The following is a 24,433-nucleotide window of genomic DNA, read 5'->3' on the forward strand; positions in this document are numbered from 1 at the left end:
GGGTTCAGGGAAGACGACCACACCTTCAACAACGGACATTGATCGGGTCATTCATGAATAAATCAGCAGGCGTGCTTCTGGGCATTGTTGTCGCCATCGGCGCAATCAGCGTTGGCGGGGCGTGGTACACCGGCACCAAGATCGAAAGTGTACTGAACACCTCCCTGGCGGACGCCAACCAACAATTGCAGGCCGCGCTGGTGGGACACAAGGGCACGGCGACGGTGGAGCTGGTCTCGCTGGAGCGCCATGTATTCAGCAGCACCGCGCATTATCGCCTCAAGGCTGAAGGTGAAATGTTCGGCGAGGCGCCAGTCGAGTTGCTGTTTGTCGATCGCCTCGAACACGGCCCGCTGCCATTCTCGCGCCTGGTCTCGTTGAAGTGGTTGCCGGTCATGGCCACCAGTCATTACACACTGGAAAAAACGCCGCTCACGGCAAAATGGTTCGCCGCGACCAAGGATGCTTCGCCACTCAAAGGCGTGGTCAACATCGGCTACGACAATTCCACCCATGGCACGCTGGAATTGCTGCCGCTGGAAACGGCGCTGGATGACAAGTCCAGCATGAAATTCTCCGGTCTGAAAGTCGACCTCGCGGCCAGTGCCCAGGCACAAAAGGTCAAGGCCGACGGCTACATGGACAGCCTGAAGCTGACCACTGTCGCCGAAGACCAGTCACCGGTGCAGGTGGAGTTGAGTGGCCTGACCCTGGCCAGCAACCTGAGCAAAAGTACCTACGGTTACTACACCGGTGAAAACACGGTCGAGCTGAGCAACAGCCAAACCACCTTTGGCCCTAAACAGTCGGTGCTGGGCTTCAAAAAATTCGAAATGAAGAACCAGACCTCGGAATCGGGGACCAACGCCTCCGGGCGTGCCGATTACAAGATTGGTGAGGTGTCCCTCAACGGCAAGGCTGTCGGTTCTGCGCAGATGGCCCTGAGCCTGAAGAACCTCGACATTCCTTCCACCCTGGCGTTGATGCAGATCTACCAGACCAAACTGCAACCGTACGAGGAGGCTGTCGCCGAGGCGACCGAGGCGGGTCAACCGGTACCGGAGCTTCAGCTGACCGAAGCCGAAGAGGCGCAGCTCAAGACCCATCTGGAGCAATTGCTCGCGGCCGGTCCGCAGGTGGCGCTGGAGAACCTGTCGTTCAACACCGCCAATGGCGAAAGCCGCGCCAACCTGGTGCTCGATTTGACCAAGCCACAAGCGATCGACCTGCCGGCCGATCAGTTGGTCAGACAACTGATCGCACTGCTGGACTTCAATCTGCAAGTGTCCAAGCCGATGATCGTTGACGTGCTCACCGTGCAGTCGCAAATCGACGGTCAGACCGACGCCAAGTTGATCGCCGATCAGGCCACCGCCACGGCCGACATGTTCAGCAGCATGGCCGTCGGTTCGCAGTTGGCGAAACTGGAAGGCAACAACATCGTCACCAAGCTGCACTACACCAACAATCAGGTGGATTTCAACGGCCAGAAAATGACCCTCGAAGAGTTTGTCGGTTTCTTGATGAGCAAGTTTGGTGGTGCTGGCGACGTTCAGTAAAACCATTGCTTGAATAAAAATGCCCGGCCTTTGCGCAATGCAGACGCCGGGCGTTTTGCTGTCCTGGATCGCGATTTATCCACGAATCAACCGCCACCCCTCATCCACCGACAGCGGCTGTTTCATCCGCTCGGCGAGCATCGCCATGGTCCGCTCTTCGTCGCAGGCCACGGCTGCCGTCACCACGCCGTTCTTGCCGAACAGCCCGATAAAGGGCGGGTTGAACGGATCACCCTTGAATTCGACTTCGTCCCACGCTTCCACGTGGCCGAGGTAGTCGTAGTTTTTTCCGAAGTGCCAGGTCCAGAAGTACGGTACGTCGAGGTAATGCTCATCCCCCCCGAGCATGTTCGCGGCGGCGATGCGTGCCTGTTGCTGGGCCAGGCGCCAGTGTTCGATCCGTACAGGCTGCCCGTTGAGGGGGAAGGTGGCGATATCACCGGCTGCCCAAAGTCCATCGGTCACGCGCATGCCGCCGTCGACCTGCAGCGAGAGGTCCTTTTCCTTCGGCAGGTCGGTAAACGCTCCGGTCGCCGGGCTCACGCCAATGCCGACCAGCACCAGATCCGCCGGTAACCGTTGGCCATTGCCCAGGCGCACGGCGTCAACCTTATTCGCACCCTCAATTCGCTCAGCTTCGCCTCCGGTATGAAACACCACCCCATTGGCCTGATGCAGCGCAAGGATCGCCTTGCCAACGGTCTCACCGAACTGTTTGGCGAATGGCACCGGCTGACGGGCCAGGACGGTAACGTCGAGGCCATGTTGGCGCAGGGACGAAGCAGACTCCATGGCGATGAAGCTGTCACCGATGATGACCGCCTGCTGACCGGGTTTGGCGCTTTTCAGGATCTGCTGCGCATGGTCCCTTGAGCGTAAAACAAACACTTGCGGCAGGTCGGCGCCGGGCAGTTCCAGTATTTTTGGTGTGCCGCCGGTTGCCAGCAGTGCGGCGTCATAATCGAGCGATTGGCCATCGCTGAGCCGTAGTGTTCGGTGGGTGGAATCCAGGTTCACCACATCCGCATTGATCCGCTCAATGCGTTGCACTTTATAAAATGCTTCATCGCGCAGGGTTGGGACATCGTCCGGGGGTGTTTCTCCGGAAATCACGAATTTGCTTAATACCGTACGGTCGTAACCGGCAGCGTTTTCGCGGTCAATCAACAATACCCGGCCACCGAAGCCTTTCTCCCGCAGCGCCGCTGCCGCCGCCGTGCCTGCAGCGCCGGCGCCGACAATCACAAAGGTCCGCTCGTCGTCGGCCGGCGGCGTGTGGGCATCCACCAACGGCTGATCGCCCACCCAGACCTCGCCGTCACGCACTTCGAGCGGGTAGCGCTTGAGGCTGTCGAGGGCCGGTGGTTCGCACAACCCGCCGTCCTCGATACGAAACTGGGCCTTGTGCCACGGGCAGGTCAGGCGTCCGTTGCAAAGCGCGCCCTCGGCCAGCGGCGCTCCGGCATGAGGGCATTCGCCTTGGTAGGCGCGCAATTGGTCGCCGACCTTCAACAGCAGGATTTTGCTGTCCTCGATCTTGACTTCAAGACCGCGATTTTCAGGAATATCGGCGAAGCGGGCGACGCGATGCAGGATCATGATCGCTCTCCAGACAAGCGTTTCATTTAAGAGTCTGGCCCCAAATTTGAGGTTCAGCCAAATCCCGGTGCCAAGGCGCGAACGGTCCGGCTATAGTTTGCACGCCGACGACGGCCCCACCCGCTTAAGGTGCTCTGGAATGACCCGATTGACCTCACTGAACCCTTGGCTGGCAGCCTTAGCCGTCGCCTTTTGCGTGCAATTTCCGGCGCAGGCGGCCCAGGAACGATTCACCCTGAACATCCCGGGTGTATCGGATGACCGTTTGTTCACCTCGGCCGCCGCCAGCGATGCCCAGGGTTGCGGCGGCCACAATGTTTCGCCGGCGTTGAACTGGAATGCCGGTCCGGCAGGCACGCTCAGCTATGCCATCGTCATGCACGACCCGGATGGCCAGAAAGGGCAGGGCGTTGATCATTGGGTTCATTACGGCATCAAGGCCACCACCCACCAGATCCCGGCCGGTGTCGGTGCCAAATCCGCGCTGGAAGGCGTGGGCGGCACCAACAGCAAAGGCACCACGGGCTATGTCGGTCCTTGCCCGCCAGTGGGCGACAGCGCGCACCACTACATTATCCAGCTCTACGCCCTGGACCTGGCCCCGGATGCCTTGCCCGCCGGCCTGACCCGTACGCAGTTCCTGGAAAAAATCAAAGGCCATGTGTTGAGAAACAGCAGCGTGGTGCGGCGTTATCACCGCTGAAGATTTTTGCGCATGGGTTAACCCGAATCATTTGGGCTGTCCGTCTCAGAGGATGAATGGATCAATTTCCTCCTGAGGCCAGCCCCATGCTCCTTTCTCTGCAGTCCCTCCCTCTGCATGTTCTTCGCCCGGCCACCCAGGGTTTTGCCGCCGGGCTGTTACTGGCGATTGCCGGTTGCGGCGTTTCTTCGAAGCCCGAGTCTGCGGTGGTGCCGCCGCCGGCGCAGGCGGAACTGAAAACCGAAGCCTTGGTGCAACATGAAACCGTCATGGCTGATGCCGCGGTGGCCAAGCGCAGCGTACGCGCGGCACCCATGGCTGGTTTCGCGCCGACGCCTGCCGGGGAGGCTTATCCACAAGACTCTTATCCACAGGGTTATCGCGACGAACAGCGCGAGCAATACCAGGCCCTGGTCGACAACCCGATCCACAGCGTCACCGACGCGCCGGTCTCGACCTTCAGTGCCGACGTCGATACCGGCGCCTACGCCAACGTCCGCCGACTGCTCAACCAGGGACGCCTGCCACCGGAAGGCGCGGTACGGCTGGAGGAGATGGTCAATTACTTCCCTTACGACTACGCCTTGCCCACCGATGGCTCGCCCTTCGGCGTGACCACCGAACTGGCAGCGTCACCGTGGAACCCGCATACCCGTTTGCTGCGCATCGGCATCAAGGCGTCGGACCGTGCGGTGGCGCAATTGGCTCCGGCGAACCTGGTATTTCTGGTCGATGTGTCCGGCTCGATGGACCGCCGCGAGGGCTTGCCGCTGGTCAAAAGCACGCTGAAATTGCTGGTCGATCAACTGCGCGACCAGGATCGAGTATCGCTGGTGGTTTACGCCGGCGAATCGCGCGTGGTGCTGAAGCCCACTTCCGGACGCGACAAGGCGAAGATTCGTACCGCGATCGACCAATTGACCGCCGGCGGCTCCACCGCCGGGGCCTCGGGCATCGAACTGGCCTACCAAATGGCGCAACAGGCATTTATCCCCAAAGGCATCAACCGCGTGTTGCTGGCCACTGACGGTGACTTCAATGTCGGCATCAGCGACTTCGAAAGCCTCAAGCAAATGGCTGTGGATAAACGCAAGACCGGCGTATCCCTGACCACCCTCGGTTTTGGTGTGGATAACTACAATGAACACCTGATGGAACAATTGGCCGATGCCGGCGATGGCAACTACGCCTACATCGACAACCTGCGCGAGGCGCGCAAGGTGCTAGTGGACCAGCTCGGCTCGACCCTCGCCGTGGTGGCGAAGAACGTCAAGCTGCAAGTGGAATTCAACCCGGCGCAGGTCAGTGAATATCGCCTGCTGGGCTATGAAAACCGCGCGTTGAAGCGTGAGGACTTTAGCAACGACAAGGTCGATGCCGGTGAAATCGGGGCAGGGCATACGGTGACGGCGCTGTACGAAATTGTCCCCACGGGCGAGAAGGGCTGGTTGGAGCCGCTGCGTTACGGCAAACCGGGTGGTGTTGTTGCCGAAAAAAGCGGGGAATTGGCGATGCTGCGTGTGCGATACCAGCTGCCGGAAGGTGGGAATAGTCGCCTGATCGAGCGCGCCATCACGGATCGCGTGACGCTGGCCAGTGACGATCTGCGATTTGCCGCTGCCGTCGCCGCGTTTTCTCAACAACTCAAGGACGGCCGTTACACCGGCGAGTTCAGCCTCAAGGACACCGAAGCGCTGGCCCGTGGTGCCCGGGGCGACGACCGCTTCGGCCTGCGTAGCGAGTTCGTGCAATTGGTGGAACTGGCGCAGAGCCTGCGCACCACTACAGCGTCGAATCCAACCACCACTGACCGACGGATTGAATAGTGAGCCGACTCAAGGGGTTCATCAGCCAGCTGTTCGCACCTGCAGACAGCGTTGAGGCCAGCAGCGACGAATCGCTGCTGGCCCGCTATCGCCAAGGCGACAACGCGGCGTTCGAGATTCTGTACGCGCGCCATCGTCAGGGGTTATACCGGTTTCTGCTGGGGCTCAGTGGCAGCGCGGAACGGGCCGAGGAGGTGTATCAGGAAACCTGGCTGAGCCTGATCCGCAGCGGCAGTCAACCACAAGGAAAGGCGACTTTTCGTACCTGGCTGTACCAGATCGCTCGCAATCGCTTGATCGATCACTGGCGAAAAAACGGAGTCCACCAACCGCTGCACGACAGTTACGACGAGCAGATTCACGCGATATCTGACGGCGTAACCGATCCCGAGCAACTGCTGAGCCTGAGCCGTGACAGCCAGCGCCTGGAAGCCGCCTTGCAAATGTTGCCCGCCGACCAACGCGAAGTGTTCCTGCTACGTGCCTACAGCGATCTCGACCTGCCGCAGATCGCCACCCTCACCGAAACACCGCTGGAAACCGTCAAGAGCCGCTTGCGCTACGCCCAGCAAAAACTGCGTCGGCTGCTGGCCGAGGAGGTACTGACATGACTGACGCCCGCCCGACACCGCAAGACCCGGTAATCGAGCATTACCGCGAACATGGGAAAGGCGAACCACCTGCCCATCTCGATGCCTTCATCCTGGCCACCGCACAGCGCGAAGCGCCTATACCGAAGCCAAGCCTGTGGCAGCGCTGGATACGCGCCTGCCAACAACCCCGCTGGCAAGTCGCATTCGCCAGCCTCGTCGGCGTCGCCCTGATGCTGACGCTGGTACAACGCACCCCGGAGCAAGCGCCAAGCTACGACCTCGCACCTGCGCCCGAGGCTTCGGCACCGATTGCCAAACAAGAGGCCGAGTCAGCCGTTGCCCGTTCGCTCGCCGCCCCGGCCGGCGCTATGCCTGCTCCAGCGGCGCCCATGGCGGGCATGACAGCCCCCGCGCAACGTGAATCCTTCAGCGCCGAGATGGCTGACGAAGCCAACGTCAGCAAGCGCGCAGCGGCACCGGTGAAATCACTGGATGAACAACTGCGTGAAGTCCTGCGCCTGCAAAAAACCGGACAGACCCAAGCCGCCGACAAACTGCTGGCAGACCTGCACAAACGCTTCCCCAACGAAAACCTCACCACCCGACTCAAGGCACTGCAAAAAAACTGAGCCTTACCAACCCCGGCGATTTGGCATCCGCGCCCGAAAGCGCGCACTATCAAGCTATCGCCGATGGGGTTGGAGGAAGCCGTGGCAAAAAAAATCGACCGCATCGCCCAAATGCTCAACTGCCCGGAAAAGGGCGAAGAACTTCGGCGCGCGATTACTGAGAGTCGGAAGGATTTTCTGCTGAATCAGCCGCAAGAGGGTGGCGCTGAGGAAGAAGACGTTCATGAAGAGGACGTGTTCGATGACGACGAGGATGATGAGTACGACGAGTTTGATTGGACGACGGAATGAAAAAACCGCTTTTGCGGTTTTTTTGTGGGCCACAAAAAAGCCCCAGACCTTACGGCCTGAGGCTTTCTCGTTTCTATCTATGGCGCACCAGGCGGGATTCGAACCCACGACCCCTGCCTTCGGAGGGCAGTACTCTATCCAGCTGAGCTACTGGTGCAAGCGGGCGCCATGATACTCATATGCATGGCGGGCGTCCATGCTGCTGAATCGCTTGCTGTTTTCACAAGCGTAACCTGCGTTTGCTACGTTGATCAGAAAAAACAGGCAAATGCGGCGTTTTCGTTCTTTTTTTCGAACGGCCTATTGTCCTTTACCCCCTTTGATCCTAGGATTCGTTTGAGATTTCAAACGCTCTTGTCTGGGTGCTGAACCGCACGAGTCCAATCCGTGCGCTATTTTGTGCTTCAGCCCGGTGAATGATTTCCCTGACGGCAGCCTACTGAGGCGCCTTTCTACAATCATAATTTGCTCCGCATCTATTGCGGTGCTGTTAAGGAAAGCCGACATGCAGCTTAAAGACACCCAGTTGTTCCGCCAGCAAGCCTTCATCGATGGCGCGTGGGTCGATGCGGACAGTGGTCAGACGATCAAGGTCAACAACCCGGCAACGGGCGAAATTCTGGGCACCGTGCCGAAAATGGGCGCTGCCGAAACCCGCCGTGCCATCGAAGCCGCTGACAAGGCGCTGCCGGCCTGGCGTGCACTGACCGCCAAAGAACGTGCGACCAAGCTGCGTCGCTGGTTCGAGCTGATCATCGAGAACCAGGACGACCTGGCTCGCCTGATGACCCTGGAACAAGGCAAGCCATTGGCTGAAGCCAAGGGTGAAATCGTTTATGCCGCTTCCTTCATCGAATGGTTCGCCGAAGAAGCCAAGCGTATTTACGGTGATGTGATTCCGGGCCACCAGCCAGACAAGCGCCTGATCGTGATCAAGCAGCCGATCGGCGTGACCGCTGCCATCACCCCGTGGAACTTCCCGGCCGCGATGATCACCCGTAAAGCCGGCCCGGCCCTGGCCGCCGGTTGCACCATGGTGCTCAAGCCTGCCTCCCAAACGCCGTTCTCGGCGTTCGCCCTGGCTGAACTGGCCCAGCGTGCCGGTATTCCTGCCGGTGTGTTCAGCGTTGTGTCCGGCAGCGCCGGCGACATCGGCAGCGAGCTGACCAGCAACCCGATCGTGCGCAAGCTGTCCTTCACCGGTTCGACCGAAATCGGTCGTCAACTGATGGCCGAATGCGCCAAGGACATCAAGAAAGTCTCCCTGGAACTGGGCGGCAACGCGCCGTTCATCGTGTTCGACGACGCCGACCTGGATAAGGCCGTCGAAGGCGCGATCATTTCCAAATACCGTAACAACGGCCAGACCTGCGTCTGCGCCAACCGTCTGTACATTCAGGACGGTGTCTACGATGCCTTCGCCGAGAAACTGAAAGTGGCCGTTGCCAAGCTGAAGATCGGCAACGGTCTGGAAGCTGGCACCACCACTGGCCCGCTGATCGACGAAAAAGCCGTGGCCAAGGTGCAAGAGCACATTGCCGACGCCTTGAGCAAAGGCGCGACCGTACTGGCCGGTGGCAAGCCGATGGAAGGCAACTTCTTCGAGCCGACCATCCTGACCAACGTGCCAAACAACGCTGCCGTGGCCAAGGAAGAAACCTTCGGTCCATTGGCGCCACTGTTCCGCTTCAAAGACGAAGCCGACGTGATCGCGATGTCCAACGACACCGAGTTCGGTCTGGCCTCGTACTTCTATGCTCGCGACCTGGGTCGCGTGTTCCGTGTGGCTGAAGCCCTGGAATACGGCATGGTCGGCGTTAACACCGGTCTGATCTCCAACGAAGTCGCGCCGTTCGGCGGCATCAAGGCCTCGGGCCTGGGCCGTGAAGGCTCCAAGTACGGCATCGAAGATTACCTGGAAATCAAATACCTCTGCCTGGGCATCTAAGCCCGGAAAAAGGCATCGCTTCAAACGCAAAGGGCACGAGAGCGCTGTCCCTTTGCGTGCTTCAAACGAAATTTTCTCGGTGGCCGGGAACGCTGTAGCAGTCGATCATCGCATGCTGCCGCTGTTGTTCCCCGCCGCTTAATCCTTGAACCACGCCGCCCGATGAGCGGTGAATGAGGAATGTATGAGCAAGACTAACGCTGATTTGATGGCCCGCCGTACCGCTGCTGTTCCACGTGGTGTTGGCCAGATTCACCCGATCTTCGCCGACTCCGCGAAGAACGCGACCGTGACCGACGTTGAAGGTCGCGAGTTCATCGATTTCGCCGGCGGTATCGCCGTGCTGAACACCGGCCACGTGCACCCGAAAGTCATCGCCGCCGTGACCGAGCAGCTGAACAAGCTGACCCACACGTGCTTCCAGGTACTGGCCTACGAGCCATACGTAGAAGTGTGCGAAAAAATCAACGCCAAGGTGCCAGGTGATTTCGCCAAGAAAACCCTGCTGGTGACCACCGGTTCCGAAGCCGTTGAAAACTCCATCAAGATCGCTCGTGCCGCCACTGGCCGTGCCGGCGTGATCGCCTTCACCGGCGCTTACCACGGTCGCACCATGATGACCCTGGGCCTGACCGGTAAAGTCGTGCCTTACTCGGCGGGCATGGGCCTGATGCCAGGCGGCATCTTCCGCGCGCTGTACCCGAACGAACTGCACGGTGTGAGCATCGACGATTCGATCGCCAGCATCGAACGCATCTTCAAGAACGACGCCGAGCCGCGTGACATCGCGGCGATCATCATCGAGCCGGTTCAAGGCGAGGGTGGTTTCTACGTGGCGCCTAAAGAATTCATGAAGCGTCTGCGCGCCCTGTGCGACCAGCACGGCATCCTGTTGATCGCTGACGAAGTGCAAACTGGCGCTGGCCGTACCGGCACCTTCTTCGCCATGGAACAGATGGGCGTTGCTGCCGACCTGACCACTTTCGCTAAATCCATCGCTGGCGGCTTCCCGCTGGCCGGTGTGTGCGGCAAGGCCGAATACATGGACGCCATTGCTCCAGGTGGCCTGGGCGGTACCTATGCCGGTAGCCCGATCGCTTGCGCCGCGGCCCTGGCCGTGATGGAAGTGTTCGAAGAAGAGCACCTGCTGGACCGCTGCAAGGCTGTCGGCGAGCGCCTGGTCACTGGCCTGAAAGCCATCCAGGCCAAGTACCCGGTGATCGGCGAAGTCCGTGCCCTGGGCGCGATGATCGCCGTCGAGCTGTTCGAAAACGGCGACAGCCACAAGCCAAACCCGACTGCCGTGGCAGCGGTGGTGGCCAAGGCTCGCGACAAGGGTCTGATCCTGCTGTCCTGCGGCACCTACGGCAACGTTCTGCGCGTTCTGGTACCGCTGACCTCGCCGGACGAGCAGCTGGACAAAGGTCTGGCAATCATCGAAGAGTGCTTCGCTGAGCTCTGATCGCCAAGTGTGACCTGATCGACAAAAAACCCGCTTCGGCGGGTTTTTTCATGCCGGTCGTAATACATCCCGCGCATTCGCGCTGTATCGAAGGGCCAGCATTCGCTAAGGTTTAGGCATTGCCAGGGAGAGCTGTATGACTGCCGTTAATTTACCCGCCGTTCCCAGAGTGTTGATTGCCGAGTCCGACCCTTGGTCCCGGGATCTGCTCAAGGAAGTGCTGCTGAACGTGCGCTGCGATGCGCGACTGGATTTGTGTGCCGACGGCCAGCAGGCGCTGGAGTTGCTGGCGGCCAATCCTTACGATCTGGTGATCGTCGATTGGGAACTGCCCGGTGTCGATGGTCTGAATGTGTTGCGCAGTGTCCGCCAGCGCAAACGCAACCCGCCGCTGCCCTTCATTCTGATGAGCAGCCGTAACGATAGCGCCAGCGTGCGCGAAGCCTTGCCGCTGGCCCCCGCCGCCTATCTGACCAAACCCCTGAACATGGAAAGCCTGACTCATCGCTTGCAGGATTTGCTGCTTGATGCCGGTGAGGAAGTCACCTGCGAGGTGCCATCGCTGGCGCACGGCATGACCTTGTCGGTGTATCTGGAACGTCGCCGTGAACTGGCCGAAGGTGCGCCGCTGATGACCGACGTGCAGTTGGCGGTCAAACGCAGCCTCAATCCCAGCGGCCTCGATCTGTCGAAGCTGGAAAATGAAATCCGTACCGATCCGCAGGTTACCGCTGTGCTGATCGCCGCCGCCAACAGCGCTGCCCAGCACCATGGCGCCGCGGTGCAAACCCTGTCCCAGGCGTTGCACCGGCTGGGCACCGGTCAGAGCATGAACCTGATTCTTGGCCTGGCCCTCAAGCGCAGTGCGCGGCTCAGTGATCCGTACCTGGCGGACTATGCCGAGCGCTATTGGGACTTGTCGCTGCACACTGCCGAGTACGCACGAACCCTGGCGCGCTTGCTGGATCTGGATCAGGCGCGCTGCTATTGCGCCGGCATGCTGCATCGCCTTGGCGACCTGGCGTTGTTACGTTGCCTGCAGGAATGGAAGCAGGCCGGTGGCGAGCTGGACGATCAGGAGGAGGTGGGCGAAGCGCTGGCCGAATTCGGCGCGGCCTACGGTTCGGCGTTGCGCACCCGCTGGCGCTTGCCGTTGGAGCTGCGACAGCTGATTGCAGCGGCCTACCAGCTCGGTGGCGGGGTGTACTCCCGTGAAGCGCTGGTGATGAACATGGCGGCGCAGCTGGCGCGCCTGACCGAGCATGAGGGCATCGAGGAGCTGGCTAAAAGCCGGACGGCGCGGTTGCTCAAGATCGGGTTGCCGGAATTGATACGGATGCGCAAAAAATAGGTTTCACGCTAATCCCGGTGTTGGATTTGAGCCTGGAGTCAGCCCGTGACGATCCGGTTCTTGCCATCGCGCTTGGCCTGATACATCGCCGCATCCGCCCGGGCAAACAGGTTTTCGATGTTTTCATCCTCGTCCTTGAGGCTGGTCAGCCCCTGGCTGACGGTGATGCCGAATGTCTGGCCGTCATGGTCGAAGCTCAAACGCTGGATCTCCCGTTGCAGCCGTTCGGCCACTTGCAGGGCCATGGCCGGTGTGCAACCGGGGAACACGGCCGCGAATTCTTCGCCACCAATGCGCCCGAACAGATCGCCACGACGTAATGCCGCGCGACCGCTGTCGGCAATGCGTTGCAGCACATTGTCACCTTCCTGGTGACCGTAGGTGTCGTTGATCACTTTGAAGTCATCGATGTCCAGCATCAAGAACGACAGCGGTGTGCCTCGCTGCCGCGCCAATTCGAATTCCTCGCGCGCGCCTTCGAAGAAGTGCCGGCGGTTGCTGCTCTGGGTCAGGGCATCGGTGGTGGCCAGGCGTTGCAGCTCGGTTTCCATCAGCTTCTTGTCGGTGATGTCTTCGGCGATACCGACAATGATCACCGGCTGACCGGGCTCGGCTTGACGGTTGATAAAGCATTTGTCGCTGAGCCAGCGGACCTGGCCGTCGGCGTCGATGATCCGGTATTCGCGGTCTTCGACGGCGCCTTTGACCAGCACGTCCGCCAGGCTGCGCTCGGCGTACTCCAGGTCGTCGGGATAAATGGCGTCGCGCCATTGGTTGGAATCGGCCAGCAGTAGATCGGCAGAGCGGCCGAAAATCCGTTCATAAGCGGGGCTGACATACAGCACCTGACGGGTTTCCCAGTTGAATGCCCAGAGCACTGCGTTGACGCTCACCAGTAAGGTACTGAGCAGCTGTTCGCGTTCGCTCAGGCGTGCCACTTCACCTTGAGCGTGCATCAGCGCCAATAGGGTTTGCGCAGTCTCGGGCCACTGCGGTGGAGATGGGTCTTTCAGGTTTTTATTGACCATCGGCACAAATCTCAAAGGGCGTGCCGCGGATTCGACAGCGGCCAACACGAAGCCCGCCTGGATGGCGAAGTGTCTTTGAGATGGGTGATTTAAGGTGAAGTTCCCGCTTTCTGCGGTGAGGAGGAGGGCTTCCGCCGGGCGGCATCCTTGAAGCTGATCAAAAAACTAATGTGGGAGCGAGCAAGCCCGCTCCCACAGTTTTTGGTGTCAGGCAGCAGGGCGCAGGGAATAGGTTTTGAGCTGGTTGGCGAAGTCGCGCAGGGATTGAATCCCGCTGGCTTCTGCTTCGTGTACCCAATCCTTGATGGCGGCCAGCATGTCATGACCATTTGAGCTGGTCTTGACCCAGATCTGCTGCAAGGCCAGGCGTTTTTCGTAAATTACCTTCAGTGCCTGGCTGTGCTCGAGCATGTTCTGGATGCGTACGTGGTGTTTGTCATCCAGCAGGCTGGTTTCCCGCGACAGCAAGCGCTTGGCGCGGCGGAACTGGTGACGGACCGAATGATCGACCTTGTCCAGCTCTTGCTTGACCAGCGGGCCGATCACCAATTTGCGGTACTGGGCCATGATCTGGAAGCGGTTGTTGAGGATGGCCATGGCAGTGTCCATGTCCAGGTTGCCCTTGCCTTCGACACGGTGGGCGATCGGAGCGAGGCGCTGAACCTTGGCCAGGCGCAGGAAGCTGAACACTTGAATCCAGGCCCAGCCCAGATCGAATTCCCACTTCTTCACCGACAGCTTGGCCGAGTTAGGGTAGGTGTGATGGTTGTTATGCAGTTCTTCACCGCCGATCAGGATGCCCCAGGGCACCAGATTGGTCGCCGCATCGCGGCACTCGAAGTTGCGGTAGCCGATGGCATGGCCCAGGCCGTTGACTACGCCTGCGGCCCAGACCGGAATCCACATCATCTGGATGGCCCAGATGGTGATGCCGATGGTACCGAACAGCAGCAGGTCGATGACGCCCATGATCGCCACACCCAGCAGCGGGTAGCGGCTGTAGAGATTGCGCTCGATCCAGTCTTCGGGGCAGTTTTTGCCGTAGATGCGCAGGGTCTCGGGGTTTTCCGCTTCGGCGCGGTACAGTTCGGCACCTTTGCGCAGAACCGTGGACAAGCCCTTGATGACCGGGCTGTGCGGGTCATCGACGGTTTCGCATTTGGCGTGATGCTTGCGGTGAATGGCCGTCCACTCACGGGTATTCTGCGCCGTGGTCAGCCACAGCCAGAAGCGAAAGAAATGTTTCAGGCCGGCATTCAGCTCCAAAGAGCGGTGGGCTGAATAGCGGTGCAGATAGACCGTGACGGCGACGATCGTCACGTGGGTCATCAGTAAGGTGACTGCCACCAGTGACCAGGGCGACAAGCCGAGAAAACCTTCGTACCACATAGCCTGTAGGGCCCTCGATAAAGAAAAAACAGCCGTTGCATTATCACCAAGCCCACAGAGAAAACCAGTCGCCCTTTCAGATAAGAGTGGCTGGATGTGTCTTTAATCTATAATCCCGGCTTTTTTGTAGGGACATGGACAGTCTTATGTCTGCCAGCTATCGCGATGCCGTGCGCGCAGCGCTGCTTTACCTGTTGCTTTCTGTGGTCTGGCTACCGCTGGGTGGCTACTTATTGAACAGTTTCTTCGATAGCTCGGTTGAGCTGTTGCGATGGCATCTGATCAACGGTTATGTCTGGGTGGCGATCAGCGCCGGGTTGGTCTTCGTTGCCCGTGCGCGACCGTTGCGTAGCCCGGGCGGCAGCGACCAATTGCGCCAGCGCAGCGATGATCGCGAGCGTTTGCGGCAAGCGGCGGCCGTATTTGATTGCACCCGCGAAGGCGTGCTGGTCACCGACCGTGACGGCTTGATCGTGCACGTCAACCGCGCCTTCATGGAGATTACCGGCTATCAAATCGAAGAAGTCATGGGGCAGCGCCCCAGTCTGTTCAAATCCGGCCGTCATCCGGCAGAGTTCTACCAGGCGATGTTCGCGTCGCTCGACAGCGCCGGTGAGTGGAGCGGCGAGATCTGGAACCGACGCAAAAGCGGCGAAATCTACCCGCAATGGCAAACCATCCGCGTCATTCATGATGAATTGGGGCGGCGCAGCCACTACGTTGCGGTGTTTTCCGACATCAGCGCGATCAAGAAGTCCGAACACGAACTGATACACCTGGCACACCACGATCCGCTGACTGACTTGCCCAACCGCCTGCTGTTCACCGACCGTGCCGGGCAGGCCTTGGCTTCGGCGCAGATCCACAAGCGCGGTTGCGCATTGCTGCTGATCGATCTGGATCATTTCAAGATGATCAACGACAGCCTCGGGCACACCATCGGTGACCAGTTGCTCAAGGCGGTGGCTGAGCGCTTGAGGGCCATGTTCGGAGCCGGCATTACTCTGGCTCGGCTGGGAGGCGACGAGTTCGCCGTGCTGGCCGAAAGCTGCCCGCACTTGGTGCAGGCGGCGGCGCTGGCCGAGCGAATCATTGATGGCCTCAAGGAGCCGTTCCCGATTGAAGGGCATCCGCTGTTTATCAACACCAGCATCGGTATCAGCCTGTTCCCCGGCGATGCCTTGAGCGCCGAACAATTGTTGCGCAATGCCGATTCGGCGCTGTTCAAGGCCAAAAGCGCTGGCCGCAATGGCTATGCACTCTACACCGAAGAGTTGACGGTCCATGCCCGGCAGCGGGTCGAGATTGCCTTCGAATTGCGCCGTGCGCTGGATCAGCAGCAATTGCGCGTTTATTACCAACCGGTTCACGACCTTCGGACCGGTCGGTTGATCGGCGTCGAAGCGCTTGTGCGCTGGGAGCATCCACAACGGGGTTTGGTGTCGCCGGCAGAATTCATTCCTGTTGCCGAGCGAACCGGCCTGATCGCCGAAATCGACGCCTGGGTAATGCAGCAGGCCTGTCGGCAAATGTGCCAATGGCAGCAGGCAGGCGTGGTGTTGTCGTTTGTCGCGGTGAACGTTTCTTCGCGTCTGTTTGCCCGCCGCGAGCTGTACCAGCAAGTGGCGCAAGTGCTGCACGAAACCGGGCTGGCCCCGGCCTGCCTGGAGTTGGAGGTCACGGAAAGCGCGGTGATGGACGATCCGGAAGTCGCGCTGGAGCAGATGCATCGCCTGCGTGAGTTGGGAGTGCGGCTGGCCATCGACGATTTCGGCACGGGCTATTCATCACTGTTACGGCTCAAGCGCTTGCCGGTACAGAAACTCAAGATCGACCAGGGTTTTGTCGCCGGGTTGCCGTGGGACGAAGACGACGCCGCCATCGTGCGGGTGATCATCGCCCTGGCGCAGAGCATGGGAATGCAGGTGCATGCGGAGGGGATCGAGCAGCTTGAGCAGGCGGCGTTCCTGCTCGAACACGGCAGTGATCTGGGGCAGGGGTACTGGTATGGGCGGCCGGTGCCGGCCGGGCAACTGAATTGGCTGAATGCGCCGGTGATCGGTTAGCAACCGGCAAACCCTGTGGAGCGTGACCCACCCGCAAACCCTTGCCCCATCAAATAATGTCTTATGGTTATATAAACATTCTTAAATAGTCTTTTTAAGAATATCCATGCCTCTCTACTATTGGTTCCACGCCGCAAGCAGTGCCGCCACTGCCTGGCAACCTCTCAGTCGAAGGAGCAGCACCATGAGCGCATCTCTACGTAGCGTTGACGGCCAGGACGAAGCAACCATTCTGCGTGAAATCCAGAGCGCCCTGCGCGACCTGCGTTTCGGCGCTGTGGAAATCACCGTCCACAACGCCCAGGTGGTTCAGATCGAGCGCAAGGAAAAATTCCGCTTGCAGCAGCCGGGCAACAAACCCGGCTGAAGCGAAACCGCGTGACCGGCACCCCAGTTCCAGCACCTCCATAAGAAAAGCCAACACTCAAGAATTCCAGGAGCTTTCACCATGTCGTCGATTCGCCATTTCGCTTTGGCCGCCCTGGCCAGTGCCCTGTTTGCCGGTACCGCGGTTGCCAAGGATTACGAGCTGCTTAACGTGTCATACGACCCGACTCGTGAGCTGTACCAGGATTACAACGCTGAATTCGTCAATTTCTGGAAGAAAAGCAATCCCGGCGACACCGTGAAAATCCAGCAATCTCACGGTGGTTCGGGCAAGCAGGGTCGCGCGGTGATCGATGGCCTGCGCGCCGACGTGGTGACCCTGGCCCTGGCCGGTGATATCGACGAAATCGCCAAGCTCGGCAAATCGCTGCCGGCTGACTGGCAAAAACGCTTGCCGCAAGCGAGCACGCCTTACACCTCGACCATCGTGTTCCTGGTGCGCAAGGGCAACCCCAAGGGCATCAAGGACTGGGGCGATCTGGTCAAGAACGACGTCTCGGTGATCACCCCGAACCCGAAAACCTCCGGCGGGGCACGCTGGAACTTCCTCGCAGCCTGGGCCTATGGCCTCAAAGCCAACGGCGGTGACGAAGCCAAGGCCAAGGAATACGTGCAAACCCTGTTCAAGCACGTGCCTGTGCTGGACACCGGCGCTCGCGGTTCGACCATCACCTTCGTCAACAACGGTCAGGGCGACGTGTTGCTGGCCTGGGAAAACGAAGCGTTCCTGGCGCTCAAAGAAGATGGCGGCGCCGACAAGTTCGACATCGTCGTGCCTTCGCTGTCGATCCTCGCCGAACCTCCGGTGGCCGTGGTCGACAAGAATGCCGAGAAAAAGGGCAACACCGAGATCGCCGAAGCGTACCTCAAGCACCTGTACAGCCCGGCGGGCCAGGAAATCGCAGCGAAAAACTTCTATCGTCCACGTGACAAGGATGTCGCCGCCAAATACGCCCAGCAGTTCCCGAAACTGGATCTGGTGACCATCGACAAAGACTTCGGCGGCTGGAAAGCCGCGCAGCCGAAATTCTTTAACGACGGCGGCGTATTCGACCAGATCTACCAGGCGCAGTAATCTGACTTAAGCCACACCACGAGCCTGATGCTCAGGCGCGTAACCTGTGGGAGCGGGCTTGCTCGAAAAGGCGGTGTGTCAGACGACGTAAGTGTTGACTGATACTCCGTCTTCGCGAGCAAGCCCGCTCCCACATTAATGCGTTTAGCGGATCGCTTTTTAACCAAGGACTTTTATGTCGCGTCGTATCTCCCCCGTCATACCCGGCTTCGGGCTGACGCTGGGCTACACCTTGGTGTACCTCAGCCTGATTGTGCTCATACCACTGGCGGCGATGTTCGTGCATGCCGCTCAACTCACCTGGGATCAGTTCTGGGCAATCATCTCGGCACCACGGGTGCTGGCGGCGTTGAAGCTGAGCTTCGGCACCGCACTGTATGCCGCGATCATCAACGGCATCATCGGCACGCTGCTGGCGTGGGTGCTGGTGCGCTATACCTTCCCTGGGCGCAAAGTCATCGATGCAATGATCGACTTGCCCTTCGCATTGCCTACCGCTGTGGCGGGTATCGCGCTGACCGCGCTGTATACCCCCACCGGTCTGGTCGGTCAGTTTGCCGCGGACCTGGGTTTCAAGATCGCCTACACCCCCCTGGGCATCACCCTTGCCCTCACTTTTGTGACACTTCCATTCGTAGTACGTACCGTACAGCCAGTATTGGCTGATATTCCGCGGGAAGTGGAAGAAGCGGCAGCGTGCCTGGGCGCAAAACCTCTGCAGGTTTTCCGTCATATTCTGATGCCGGCGCTGTTGCCAGCCTGGTTAACGGGTTTTGCCCTGGCCTTTGCGCGTGGGGTCGGTGAGTACGGTTCGGTGATTTTCATCGCCGGCAACATGCCGATGAAAACCGAGATCCTGCCGCTGCTGATCATGGTCAAGCTCGACCAGTACGATTACACCGGCGCTACCTCCATTGGTGTATTGATGCTGGTGGTTTCCTTCATCCTGTTGCTGCTGATCAACTTGCTGCAGCGGCGCATCGAAACCCCATAAGGAGGCGCAGAACATGTCCCAATCGTCTATTGCTGCCGCTTCCTCGGCCAACGCCGCCCGCCGTGGCAGTGCTTCGGCGCGACGCATACTGATCGGCCTTGGCTGGTTGATTTTTGCGCTGTTCCTGTTGCTGCCGCTGTTTATCGTGGTGTCCCAGGGCTTGAAGAACGGGCTGGGTGCGTTTTTCACCGCGATCTTTGAACCGGACGCCTTGTCGGCCTTGAAACTCACGGTGATTGCCGTGCTGATTTCGGTGCCGCTGAACCTGGTGTTCGGCGTCAGCGCTGCCTGGTGCGTGAGCAAATACTCCTTCCGCGGCAAAAGCATGCTGGTGACCCTGATCGACCTGCCGTTTTCGGTATCGCCGGTAATCGCCGGTCTGGTCTATGTGCTGATGTTTGGTGCCCAAGGGCTATTCGGCCCATGGTTGCAGGATCATGACATCCAGATCGTCTTCGCTTTGCCGGGCATCGTGCTGGCGACCATCTTCGTCACTGTGCCGTTCGTGGCTCGGGAGCTGATTCCGCTGATGCAGGAGCAGGGCACCCAGGAAGAAGAGGCCGCGCGCCTGCTTGGGGCCAATGGCTGGCAGATGTTCTGGCATGTCACCGTGCCCAACATCAAATGGGGCCTGATCTATGGCGTGGTGCTGTGTACCGCGCGGGCCATGGGCGAGTTCGGTGCGGTATCGGTGGTTTCCGGGCACATTCGCGGGGTGACCAACACCTTGCCGTTGCACGTCGAGATCCTCTACAACGAATACAACCACGTGGCCGCGTTCGCCGTGGCGAGCCTGTTGCTGATCCTGGCGCTCTTCATCCTGCTGCTCAAGCAGTGGAGCGAAAACCGTATTAACCGCCTGCGCGCCAGCGCCGCGGAGGAATGAATTCATGTCGATCGAAGTGCGTAACGTCAGCAAGAATTTCAATGCGTTCAAGGCGCTCAATGACATCAGCCTGGACATTCAAAGCGGTGAGCTGGTGGCGCTGCTGGGGCCGTCCGGCTGCGGCAAGACCACGCTGTTGCGGATCATCGCCGGCCTGGAAACCCCGGATCAAGGCAACATCGTGTTCCACGGCGAAGACGTGTCCGGCCACGATGTGCGTGATCGCAACGTCGGTTTCGTATTCCAGCACTACGCCTTGTTCCGCCACATGACGGTGTTCGACAACGTTGCGTTCGGCCTGCGGATGAAGCCGAAGAACCAGCGCCCGACCGAAAGCCAGATCGCGACCAAGGTTCACGAATTGCTGAACATGGTGCAGCTGGACTGGCTGTCGGATCGCTACCCGGAACAACTTTCCGGCGGCCAGCGTCAGCGTATCGCCCTGGCCCGTGCCCTGGCGGTGGAACCGAAAGTGCTGCTGCTCGACGAACCCTTCGGCGCCCTCGACGCCAAGGTTCGCAAGGAGCTGCGTCGCTGGCTGGCTCGCCTGCATGAAGATATCAACCTGACGTCGGTATTCGTGACCCACGATCAGGAAGAAGCCATGGAAGTCGCCGACCGTATCGTGGTGATGAACAAGGGCGTGATCGAGCAGATCGGCTCACCGGGCGACGTCTACGAAAACCCGGCCAGCGATTTCGTCTATCACTTCCTCGGTGATTCGAACCGCCTGCATCTGGGCGAAGACAATCACGTGCTGTTCCGTCCGCACGAAGTGTCGTTGTCGCGGCATGAGCTGGAAGATCACCATGCGGCTGAAGTACGGGATATCCGTCCGCTGGGCGCGACCACACGGGTGACGCTGAAGGTCGAAGGCCAGACTGATTTGATCGAAGCCGAAGTGGTGAAGGATCACGACAGCCTGATCGGCCTGGCCAAGGGCGAGACGCTGTTCTTCAAACCGAAGGTCTGGCAGAAAGTCGCCAACATCTAAAGCAAAAGCTTCGCGAGCAGGCTCGCTCCCACAGGGGACCGGTGTTGTACACATATCATGTGACCGACCGAAAACCCTTGTGGGAGCGAGCCTGCTCGCGAAAGCGATCTAAATCGCTGCCCGATTCGGATTGACCCGCACACCCCCAACCCGTGCCTCGATCTGATCTTTCAATTCATGGCGCAATCCCAGTAAAAACGCCAACTCAGCCACCACAAACAACGGCCCGACAATCAGCCCCGTCACATCATCGACAAACGCCGGTTTGCGTCCTTCATAGTGATGCCCGACAAACTGGATCGCCCACCCCGCCACAAACATCCCGACGCCGCTTGCCAGCCAGACCAGCGTGCTTTGCTGCGCCAGTACATGACCGGCCCAGACGCACAGCCCCAGCAACACTGTCATCAGAACACCGAGGCGCAGCTCCAGACGCAGGTAGAACCACGCCGAAGCCAGCGACACCAGTACCGCTGGCGAAAGCCAGCCTCCGGCCCATTGTGGGCGGGATAGCAACACAGCCACCGCCACGACAATCAGTGGAATGCCGACGAAGTGGGTGGCGATGTTGCGCGGGTCACGGTGATAGGCGGCGTATTGACTGAGATGGTCAACGAGGCTTTTTTTCATTGTTATTCCTCCTGTAGGGTGACTGATCTTGCCTCGGGGCCGTTTTTTGCTCTGTCAGCCAGGCGACAATCTCTAGGAGTTTTCATGGATATGCAGGTCTGGCGCCCGCGCCTGATGCGTGGTCAATGGTTCAGCCATTTGCCTGTTTCCTTACAGGATAGTCTGCTGACTGCCGCGCGGGTGCGGCATTTGGCGGCGGGTCAGCGCTTGTTCCAGCGCGGTGATCCACCGTGTGGCCTGTACGCGGTGCTTGAAGGCGCGGTGCGTATCGGCGCCGTGAACGAACAGGGTAAAGAAGCATTGCTGAGCCTGGTGGAGCCACCGCATTGGTTCGGTGAAATCTGCCTGTTCGATGGTCAGCCACGTACCCATGATGCGTTTGGCGTAGGTCAGTGCATGCTGTTGCACATCCCGCAAACCACATTGCTCGCCTTGCTGGACGAACAACCCGCGCACTGGCGTCAATTGGCGTTGCTGATGAGCCAGAAACTGCGCCTGACCTTCATCAATCTCGAACAGCTGAGCCTGATGCCCGCCCAGGCACGGCTGGCGCACCGCTTGCTGATGATCGCTGAAGGATACGGCCAGATCGACGAACCACGCCGCGTCCTGCAATTGCCGCAGGAGCAGCTGGCTTCAATGTTGTCGCTGTCGCGCCAGACCACCAATCAAATCCTCAAGGATTTGCAGGGGCAGGGGATTTTGAATCTGGGGTATGGCGAGATCGAGATACTCGATGCCGCACGGTTGCGGGCGTTGGCGACACTCTGACAGGGCCTCTTCGCGAGCCTGCTCGCGAAGAGGCCAGCCCAGGCAACCCAAATTCCTGACCCCTCAGCTTAATCCATCCCGAAACTGTCCCGGCGTCATCCCCGTCCAGCGTTTGAACGCGCGGCTGAAACTGCTGGTATCGGCAAACCCCAACAGATAACTGATCTCGCTCAACGACACCTGAGGATCGCGCAGGTGCAACAGCGCCAGGTTTTCGCGGCTTTCGTTAAGTAGCGTATCGAACCGACAACCCTCGTCAGCCAAGTGCCGTTGCAAGCTGCGCAGGCTCAGATGCAAGGCCTTGGCAATGTGCTCGGCGCTGGGTTCACCTTCCGGCAATTGCTCTTCGATGGCATCGCGTACCTTGCGCTCCCAGGTCAACGGCTTGAGCTGCGCCAGGGTACGCTTGAGTACGGTTTCGTTGTGTTCGGCCAGTTCCGGGTTGGCGTCGTCCAGATGGCTGTCGAAATCAGCCAGTGCGAACTCCAACCGGTCTTCATCGGTGGAAAAATAAACCGGTGAGCGGAACACCTTGTGCCATTGGTGCGCGTCTGCCGGTTCCGGGCGACGCAGGTACACCGCCAGCGGGGCATAGTCGCGGCCCAGGCGATTGCGGCAAGTGCGTACGTAAATCGCAGTGAAGGCATCGATGGCTTCGTAGGCCGGAGCGGGATTGCCCGGCGGGATTTTCAGGCGGAAGTGGTAGCGGTCTTCAGCGCGGGTCAGTTCCAGCTCCAGCGCATCGCTGACCACCTGGTGATAACGCACGATGCGCTCGAACACCTCGCGCAAACTGCCGCTGGCCACTAGCGCATAACCCAGGGCGTGAAACGTGGTGGGGCTGACGAAGCGTGAGACGCGCAAGCCAATCGCCGGGTCGCCGCTGACCTGCACTGCGAGTTCCCACAGGCGTGTGGTGCCGGACAACGGGTAGCGCGCGTTCGGGTCGTCCATCAGTTGTGGGTCGAGCCCGGCTTGCTGGCACAGCGCGATGCTGTCGAGGCCCAGGGCGTCGAGCTGCTTGCGCAATGCGCGGGTCCAGCTGGCGAGGGAGGTCGGTTCAGTCATGCTGATTGGCGCTTCCGGTCAACAGGTTGGCGTTCACGGCTACCGCTACGAGAGGGCGCAGCGGGCAGGATGCGAACATCAATAACCAGAGGATGGAAGCATGCACGGTACTTCTGCAAGTCCCCAGCGACTGAATGTTGCTCAACGCTCGGCGCATATTCGTGAAGTGGTGCTGGCCAAGGGGGTCCAATTGCGCGAGCACTACCCGATTCTCAAGCACCAGGATGCCCTGGGTGCAGGCATTCTGGCCTTCGCGCTGGCCGGGATGATCGGTTCGGCGGCGCTCTACATGACGGGTCATTTGGCGTGGTGGGCGTGCCTGTTGCTCAACGGTTTTTTTGCTTCGCTGACCCACGAACTGGAGCACGACCTGATTCACAGCATGTACTTTCGCAAGCAGCGGGTGCCACACAATCTGATGATGGGACTGGTCTGGCTGGCGCGCCCGAGCACCATCAACCCTTGGATTCGCCGTCATCTGCATCTCAACCATCACAAGGTCTCCGGCACGGAAGCCGACATGGAGGAACGGGCGATCACCAATGGCGAACCCTGGGGCATCGCGCGCTTTTTGATGGTCGGCGACAACATGATGTCGGTCTTCATCCGCATGCTGCGGGCGAAAACCCGGGCGCATAAATTCAGCATCATCAAGCGCACGTTGACGGTCTACGCACCGTTGGCGCTGATGCATTGGGGCGCGTGGTACGTGTTCCTCGGTTTCCACGCGGCCAATGGCATCGCCCATTGGCTGGGGGCGCCGATTGAATGGTCGGCGACCACGCTGTCGGTCATGCAGGTCATCGACATCGCGGCGGTGGTGATCATCGGCCCGAACGTATTACGCACTTTTTGTCTGCATTTCATCAGTTCGAACATGCACTACTACGGCGATGTGGAACCGGGCAACGTGATGCAACAGACACAGGTTTTGAATCCCTGGTGGCTGTGGCCCTTGCAGGTGTTCTGCTTCAACTTCGGCAGCACCCACGGAATTCATCACTTCGTAGTGAAGGAGCCGTTCTACATTCGCCAGATGACCGCTTCGGTGGCGCACAAGGTGATGCGCGAGATGGGTGTGCGTTTCAATGATTTTGGCACGTTCGGGCGGGCGAACCGGTTTGTGCGCGAGGAATCGACAGAGCCGCGGCAGGTGCGTGCCGCTCAGGTGTGATCGTTGTTCC

Annotated in this window: 22 protein-coding genes and 1 tRNA gene; 17 read left to right on the forward strand and 6 right to left on the reverse strand. The window is 59.8% G+C overall.

Annotation, left to right across the window (positions count from 1 at the left end):
- Nucleotides 1-53 precede the first annotated feature (53 nt).
- The gene (locus AC07ZE_RS01520; RefSeq protein WP_207260303.1) at nt 54-1,559 is read left to right on the forward strand and encodes a YdgA family protein; all 1,506 of its coding nucleotides are present in this window, start codon (nt 54-56) and stop codon (nt 1,557-1,559) included.
- A 75-nt stretch (nt 1,560-1,634) separates the two neighbouring features.
- Here AC07ZE_RS01520 and AC07ZE_RS01525 read toward each other — a convergent pair whose 3' ends face one another.
- Nucleotides 1,635-3,158 (reverse strand): FAD-dependent oxidoreductase, encoded by a 1,524-nt coding sequence (locus AC07ZE_RS01525; protein ID WP_207260305.1) that lies wholly within the window; start codon nt 3,156-3,158, stop codon nt 1,635-1,637.
- A 139-nt stretch (nt 3,159-3,297) separates the two neighbouring features.
- Between AC07ZE_RS01525 and AC07ZE_RS01530 the strand changes: the two genes are divergently transcribed.
- The 5 genes from AC07ZE_RS01530 to AC07ZE_RS01550 all read left to right on the forward strand — a co-directional run bounded on the left by AC07ZE_RS01530 (nt 3,298) and on the right by AC07ZE_RS01550 (nt 7,200).
- Nucleotides 3,298-3,861: a YbhB/YbcL family Raf kinase inhibitor-like protein gene (locus tag AC07ZE_RS01530; protein WP_207260306.1), complete on the forward strand. Its 564-nt coding sequence runs from the start codon at nt 3,298-3,300 to the stop codon at nt 3,859-3,861.
- Between the two features lie 86 nt (nt 3,862-3,947).
- Entirely contained in the window at nt 3,948-5,687 is a 1,740-nt protein-coding gene (locus AC07ZE_RS01535; RefSeq protein WP_207260308.1) for a vWA domain-containing protein, read from the forward strand.
- Complete coding sequence (locus AC07ZE_RS01540) at nt 5,687-6,298, forward strand: RNA polymerase sigma factor (RefSeq protein WP_310650353.1); 612 nt, start codon at nt 5,687-5,689, stop codon at nt 6,296-6,298. Before AC07ZE_RS01535 ends, AC07ZE_RS01540 begins: the two co-directional genes overlap by 1 nt.
- Complete coding sequence (locus AC07ZE_RS01545; RefSeq protein WP_207260310.1) at nt 6,295-6,909, forward strand: hypothetical protein; 615 nt, start codon at nt 6,295-6,297, stop codon at nt 6,907-6,909. The genes AC07ZE_RS01540 and AC07ZE_RS01545 overlap by 4 nt, the downstream gene beginning before the upstream one ends.
- Nucleotides 6,910-6,990: 81 nt before the next feature.
- Complete coding sequence (locus tag AC07ZE_RS01550) at nt 6,991-7,200, forward strand: hypothetical protein (protein WP_207260317.1); 210 nt, start codon at nt 6,991-6,993, stop codon at nt 7,198-7,200.
- An 80-nt stretch (nt 7,201-7,280) separates the two neighbouring features.
- Here the strand turns inward: AC07ZE_RS01550 and AC07ZE_RS01555 are convergent.
- A tRNA-Arg gene (locus AC07ZE_RS01555) sits at nt 7,281-7,357 on the reverse strand.
- Between the two features lie 348 nt (nt 7,358-7,705).
- Here AC07ZE_RS01555 and gabD point away from each other — a divergent pair.
- The 3 genes from gabD to AC07ZE_RS01570 all read left to right on the forward strand — a co-directional run bounded on the left by gabD (nt 7,706) and on the right by AC07ZE_RS01570 (nt 11,961).
- Nucleotides 7,706-9,148: an NADP-dependent succinate-semialdehyde dehydrogenase gene (gene gabD, locus AC07ZE_RS01560; RefSeq protein WP_207260323.1), complete on the forward strand. Its 1,443-nt coding sequence runs from the start codon at nt 7,706-7,708 to the stop codon at nt 9,146-9,148.
- Between the two features lie 184 nt (nt 9,149-9,332).
- Nucleotides 9,333-10,610, forward strand: coding sequence for a 4-aminobutyrate--2-oxoglutarate transaminase (gene gabT, locus AC07ZE_RS01565; protein ID WP_207260324.1), 1,278 nt, complete (start codon nt 9,333-9,335; stop codon nt 10,608-10,610).
- A 136-nt stretch (nt 10,611-10,746) separates the two neighbouring features.
- A complete protein-coding gene (locus tag AC07ZE_RS01570; RefSeq protein ID WP_207260326.1) occupies nt 10,747-11,961 on the forward strand; it encodes a response regulator in 1,215 nt (404 codons plus the stop codon).
- A 38-nt stretch (nt 11,962-11,999) separates the two neighbouring features.
- On the opposite strand, the gene AC07ZE_RS01575 is transcribed toward AC07ZE_RS01570, so the two are convergent.
- Both AC07ZE_RS01575 and desA read right to left on the reverse strand, forming a co-directional pair.
- Complete coding sequence (locus AC07ZE_RS01575) at nt 12,000-12,989, reverse strand: GGDEF domain-containing protein (protein WP_207260328.1); 990 nt, start codon at nt 12,987-12,989, stop codon at nt 12,000-12,002.
- 207 nt (nt 12,990-13,196) lie between these two features.
- Entirely contained in the window at nt 13,197-14,378 is a 1,182-nt protein-coding gene (gene desA / locus AC07ZE_RS01580; RefSeq protein ID WP_207260330.1) for a delta-9 fatty acid desaturase DesA, read from the reverse strand.
- Between the two features lie 146 nt (nt 14,379-14,524).
- Here desA and dibA point away from each other — a divergent pair, with 146 nt between their 5' ends.
- The 6 genes from dibA (at nt 14,525) to AC07ZE_RS01610 (ending at nt 20,780) form a co-directional block, all read left to right on the forward strand.
- Entirely contained in the window at nt 14,525-16,444 is a 1,920-nt protein-coding gene (gene dibA / locus AC07ZE_RS01585; RefSeq protein ID WP_207260338.1) for a phosphodiesterase DibA, read from the forward strand.
- Nucleotides 16,445-16,628: 184 nt separating this feature from the next.
- Entirely contained in the window at nt 16,629-16,811 is a 183-nt protein-coding gene (gene oscA / locus AC07ZE_RS01590) for a sulfur starvation response protein OscA (RefSeq protein ID WP_007975618.1), read from the forward strand.
- A gap of 81 nt (nt 16,812-16,892) precedes the next feature.
- Nucleotides 16,893-17,906 (forward strand): sulfate ABC transporter substrate-binding protein, encoded by a 1,014-nt coding sequence (locus AC07ZE_RS01595; RefSeq protein ID WP_207260339.1) that lies wholly within the window; start codon nt 16,893-16,895, stop codon nt 17,904-17,906.
- A gap of 175 nt (nt 17,907-18,081) precedes the next feature.
- Nucleotides 18,082-18,900, forward strand: a complete 819-nt coding sequence (gene cysT / locus AC07ZE_RS01600) for a sulfate ABC transporter permease subunit CysT (protein WP_110965776.1) — start codon at nt 18,082-18,084, stop codon at nt 18,898-18,900.
- Between the two features lie 13 nt (nt 18,901-18,913).
- A complete protein-coding gene (cysW, locus tag AC07ZE_RS01605; protein WP_095192424.1) occupies nt 18,914-19,786 on the forward strand; it encodes a sulfate ABC transporter permease subunit CysW in 873 nt (290 codons plus the stop codon).
- A gap of 4 nt (nt 19,787-19,790) precedes the next feature.
- The gene (locus AC07ZE_RS01610) at nt 19,791-20,780 is read left to right on the forward strand and encodes a sulfate/molybdate ABC transporter ATP-binding protein (protein ID WP_207260341.1); all 990 of its coding nucleotides are present in this window, start codon (nt 19,791-19,793) and stop codon (nt 20,778-20,780) included.
- 108 nt (nt 20,781-20,888) lie between these two features.
- Here the strand turns inward: AC07ZE_RS01610 and AC07ZE_RS01615 are convergent, their stop codons facing one another.
- Nucleotides 20,889-21,410: an Mpo1 family 2-hydroxy fatty acid dioxygenase gene (locus AC07ZE_RS01615; RefSeq protein WP_207260343.1), complete on the reverse strand. Its 522-nt coding sequence runs from the start codon at nt 21,408-21,410 to the stop codon at nt 20,889-20,891.
- 84 nt (nt 21,411-21,494) lie between these two features.
- On the opposite strand from AC07ZE_RS01615, the gene AC07ZE_RS01620 reads away from it, so the two are divergent.
- Nucleotides 21,495-22,181, forward strand: a complete 687-nt coding sequence (locus tag AC07ZE_RS01620) for a Crp/Fnr family transcriptional regulator (protein ID WP_207260345.1) — start codon at nt 21,495-21,497, stop codon at nt 22,179-22,181.
- 63 nt (nt 22,182-22,244) lie between these two features.
- Here AC07ZE_RS01620 and AC07ZE_RS01625 read toward each other — a convergent pair whose 3' ends face one another.
- Complete coding sequence (locus AC07ZE_RS01625; protein ID WP_207260347.1) at nt 22,245-23,249, reverse strand: AraC family transcriptional regulator; 1,005 nt, start codon at nt 23,247-23,249, stop codon at nt 22,245-22,247.
- Nucleotides 23,250-23,349: 100 nt separating this feature from the next.
- Between AC07ZE_RS01625 and AC07ZE_RS01630 the strand changes: the two genes are divergently transcribed.
- The gene (locus AC07ZE_RS01630; protein WP_207260349.1) at nt 23,350-24,423 is read left to right on the forward strand and encodes a fatty acid desaturase; all 1,074 of its coding nucleotides are present in this window, start codon (nt 23,350-23,352) and stop codon (nt 24,421-24,423) included.
- Nucleotides 24,424-24,433: the final 10 nt, after the last annotated feature.

The sequence above is a fragment of the Pseudomonas sp. GW101-3H06 genome (assembly GCF_059424605.1).

What these genes read in the sequence shown, in the direction of transcription:
- AC07ZE_RS01520 (WP_207260303.1), top strand. Translation starts at nt 54, where the DNA reads ATGAATAAATCAGCAGGCGTGCTTCTGGGCATTGTTGTCGCCATCGGC.
- AC07ZE_RS01525 (WP_207260305.1), bottom strand. Translation starts at nt 3,158, where the DNA reads ATGATCCTGCATCGCGTCGCCCGCTTCGCCGATATTCCTGAAAATCGC.
- AC07ZE_RS01530 (WP_207260306.1), top strand. Translation starts at nt 3,298, where the DNA reads ATGACCCGATTGACCTCACTGAACCCTTGGCTGGCAGCCTTAGCCGTC.
- AC07ZE_RS01535 (WP_207260308.1), top strand. Translation starts at nt 3,948, where the DNA reads ATGCTCCTTTCTCTGCAGTCCCTCCCTCTGCATGTTCTTCGCCCGGCC.
- AC07ZE_RS01545 (WP_207260310.1), top strand. Translation starts at nt 6,295, where the DNA reads ATGACTGACGCCCGCCCGACACCGCAAGACCCGGTAATCGAGCATTAC.
- gabD (WP_207260323.1), top strand. Translation starts at nt 7,706, where the DNA reads ATGCAGCTTAAAGACACCCAGTTGTTCCGCCAGCAAGCCTTCATCGAT.
- gabT (WP_207260324.1), top strand. Translation starts at nt 9,333, where the DNA reads ATGAGCAAGACTAACGCTGATTTGATGGCCCGCCGTACCGCTGCTGTT.
- AC07ZE_RS01570 (WP_207260326.1), top strand. Translation starts at nt 10,747, where the DNA reads ATGACTGCCGTTAATTTACCCGCCGTTCCCAGAGTGTTGATTGCCGAG.
- AC07ZE_RS01575 (WP_207260328.1), bottom strand. Translation starts at nt 12,989, where the DNA reads ATGGTCAATAAAAACCTGAAAGACCCATCTCCACCGCAGTGGCCCGAG.
- desA (WP_207260330.1), bottom strand. Translation starts at nt 14,378, where the DNA reads ATGTGGTACGAAGGTTTTCTCGGCTTGTCGCCCTGGTCACTGGTGGCA.
- dibA (WP_207260338.1), top strand. Translation starts at nt 14,525, where the DNA reads ATGTCTGCCAGCTATCGCGATGCCGTGCGCGCAGCGCTGCTTTACCTG.
- oscA (WP_007975618.1), top strand. Translation starts at nt 16,629, where the DNA reads ATGAGCGCATCTCTACGTAGCGTTGACGGCCAGGACGAAGCAACCATT.
- AC07ZE_RS01595 (WP_207260339.1), top strand. Translation starts at nt 16,893, where the DNA reads ATGTCGTCGATTCGCCATTTCGCTTTGGCCGCCCTGGCCAGTGCCCTG.
- cysT (WP_110965776.1), top strand. Translation starts at nt 18,082, where the DNA reads ATGTCGCGTCGTATCTCCCCCGTCATACCCGGCTTCGGGCTGACGCTG.
- cysW (WP_095192424.1), top strand. Translation starts at nt 18,914, where the DNA reads ATGTCCCAATCGTCTATTGCTGCCGCTTCCTCGGCCAACGCCGCCCGC.
- AC07ZE_RS01610 (WP_207260341.1), top strand. Translation starts at nt 19,791, where the DNA reads ATGTCGATCGAAGTGCGTAACGTCAGCAAGAATTTCAATGCGTTCAAG.
- AC07ZE_RS01615 (WP_207260343.1), bottom strand. Translation starts at nt 21,410, where the DNA reads ATGAAAAAAAGCCTCGTTGACCATCTCAGTCAATACGCCGCCTATCAC.
- AC07ZE_RS01620 (WP_207260345.1), top strand. Translation starts at nt 21,495, where the DNA reads ATGGATATGCAGGTCTGGCGCCCGCGCCTGATGCGTGGTCAATGGTTC.
- AC07ZE_RS01625 (WP_207260347.1), bottom strand. Translation starts at nt 23,249, where the DNA reads ATGACTGAACCGACCTCCCTCGCCAGCTGGACCCGCGCATTGCGCAAG.
- AC07ZE_RS01630 (WP_207260349.1), top strand. Translation starts at nt 23,350, where the DNA reads ATGCACGGTACTTCTGCAAGTCCCCAGCGACTGAATGTTGCTCAACGC.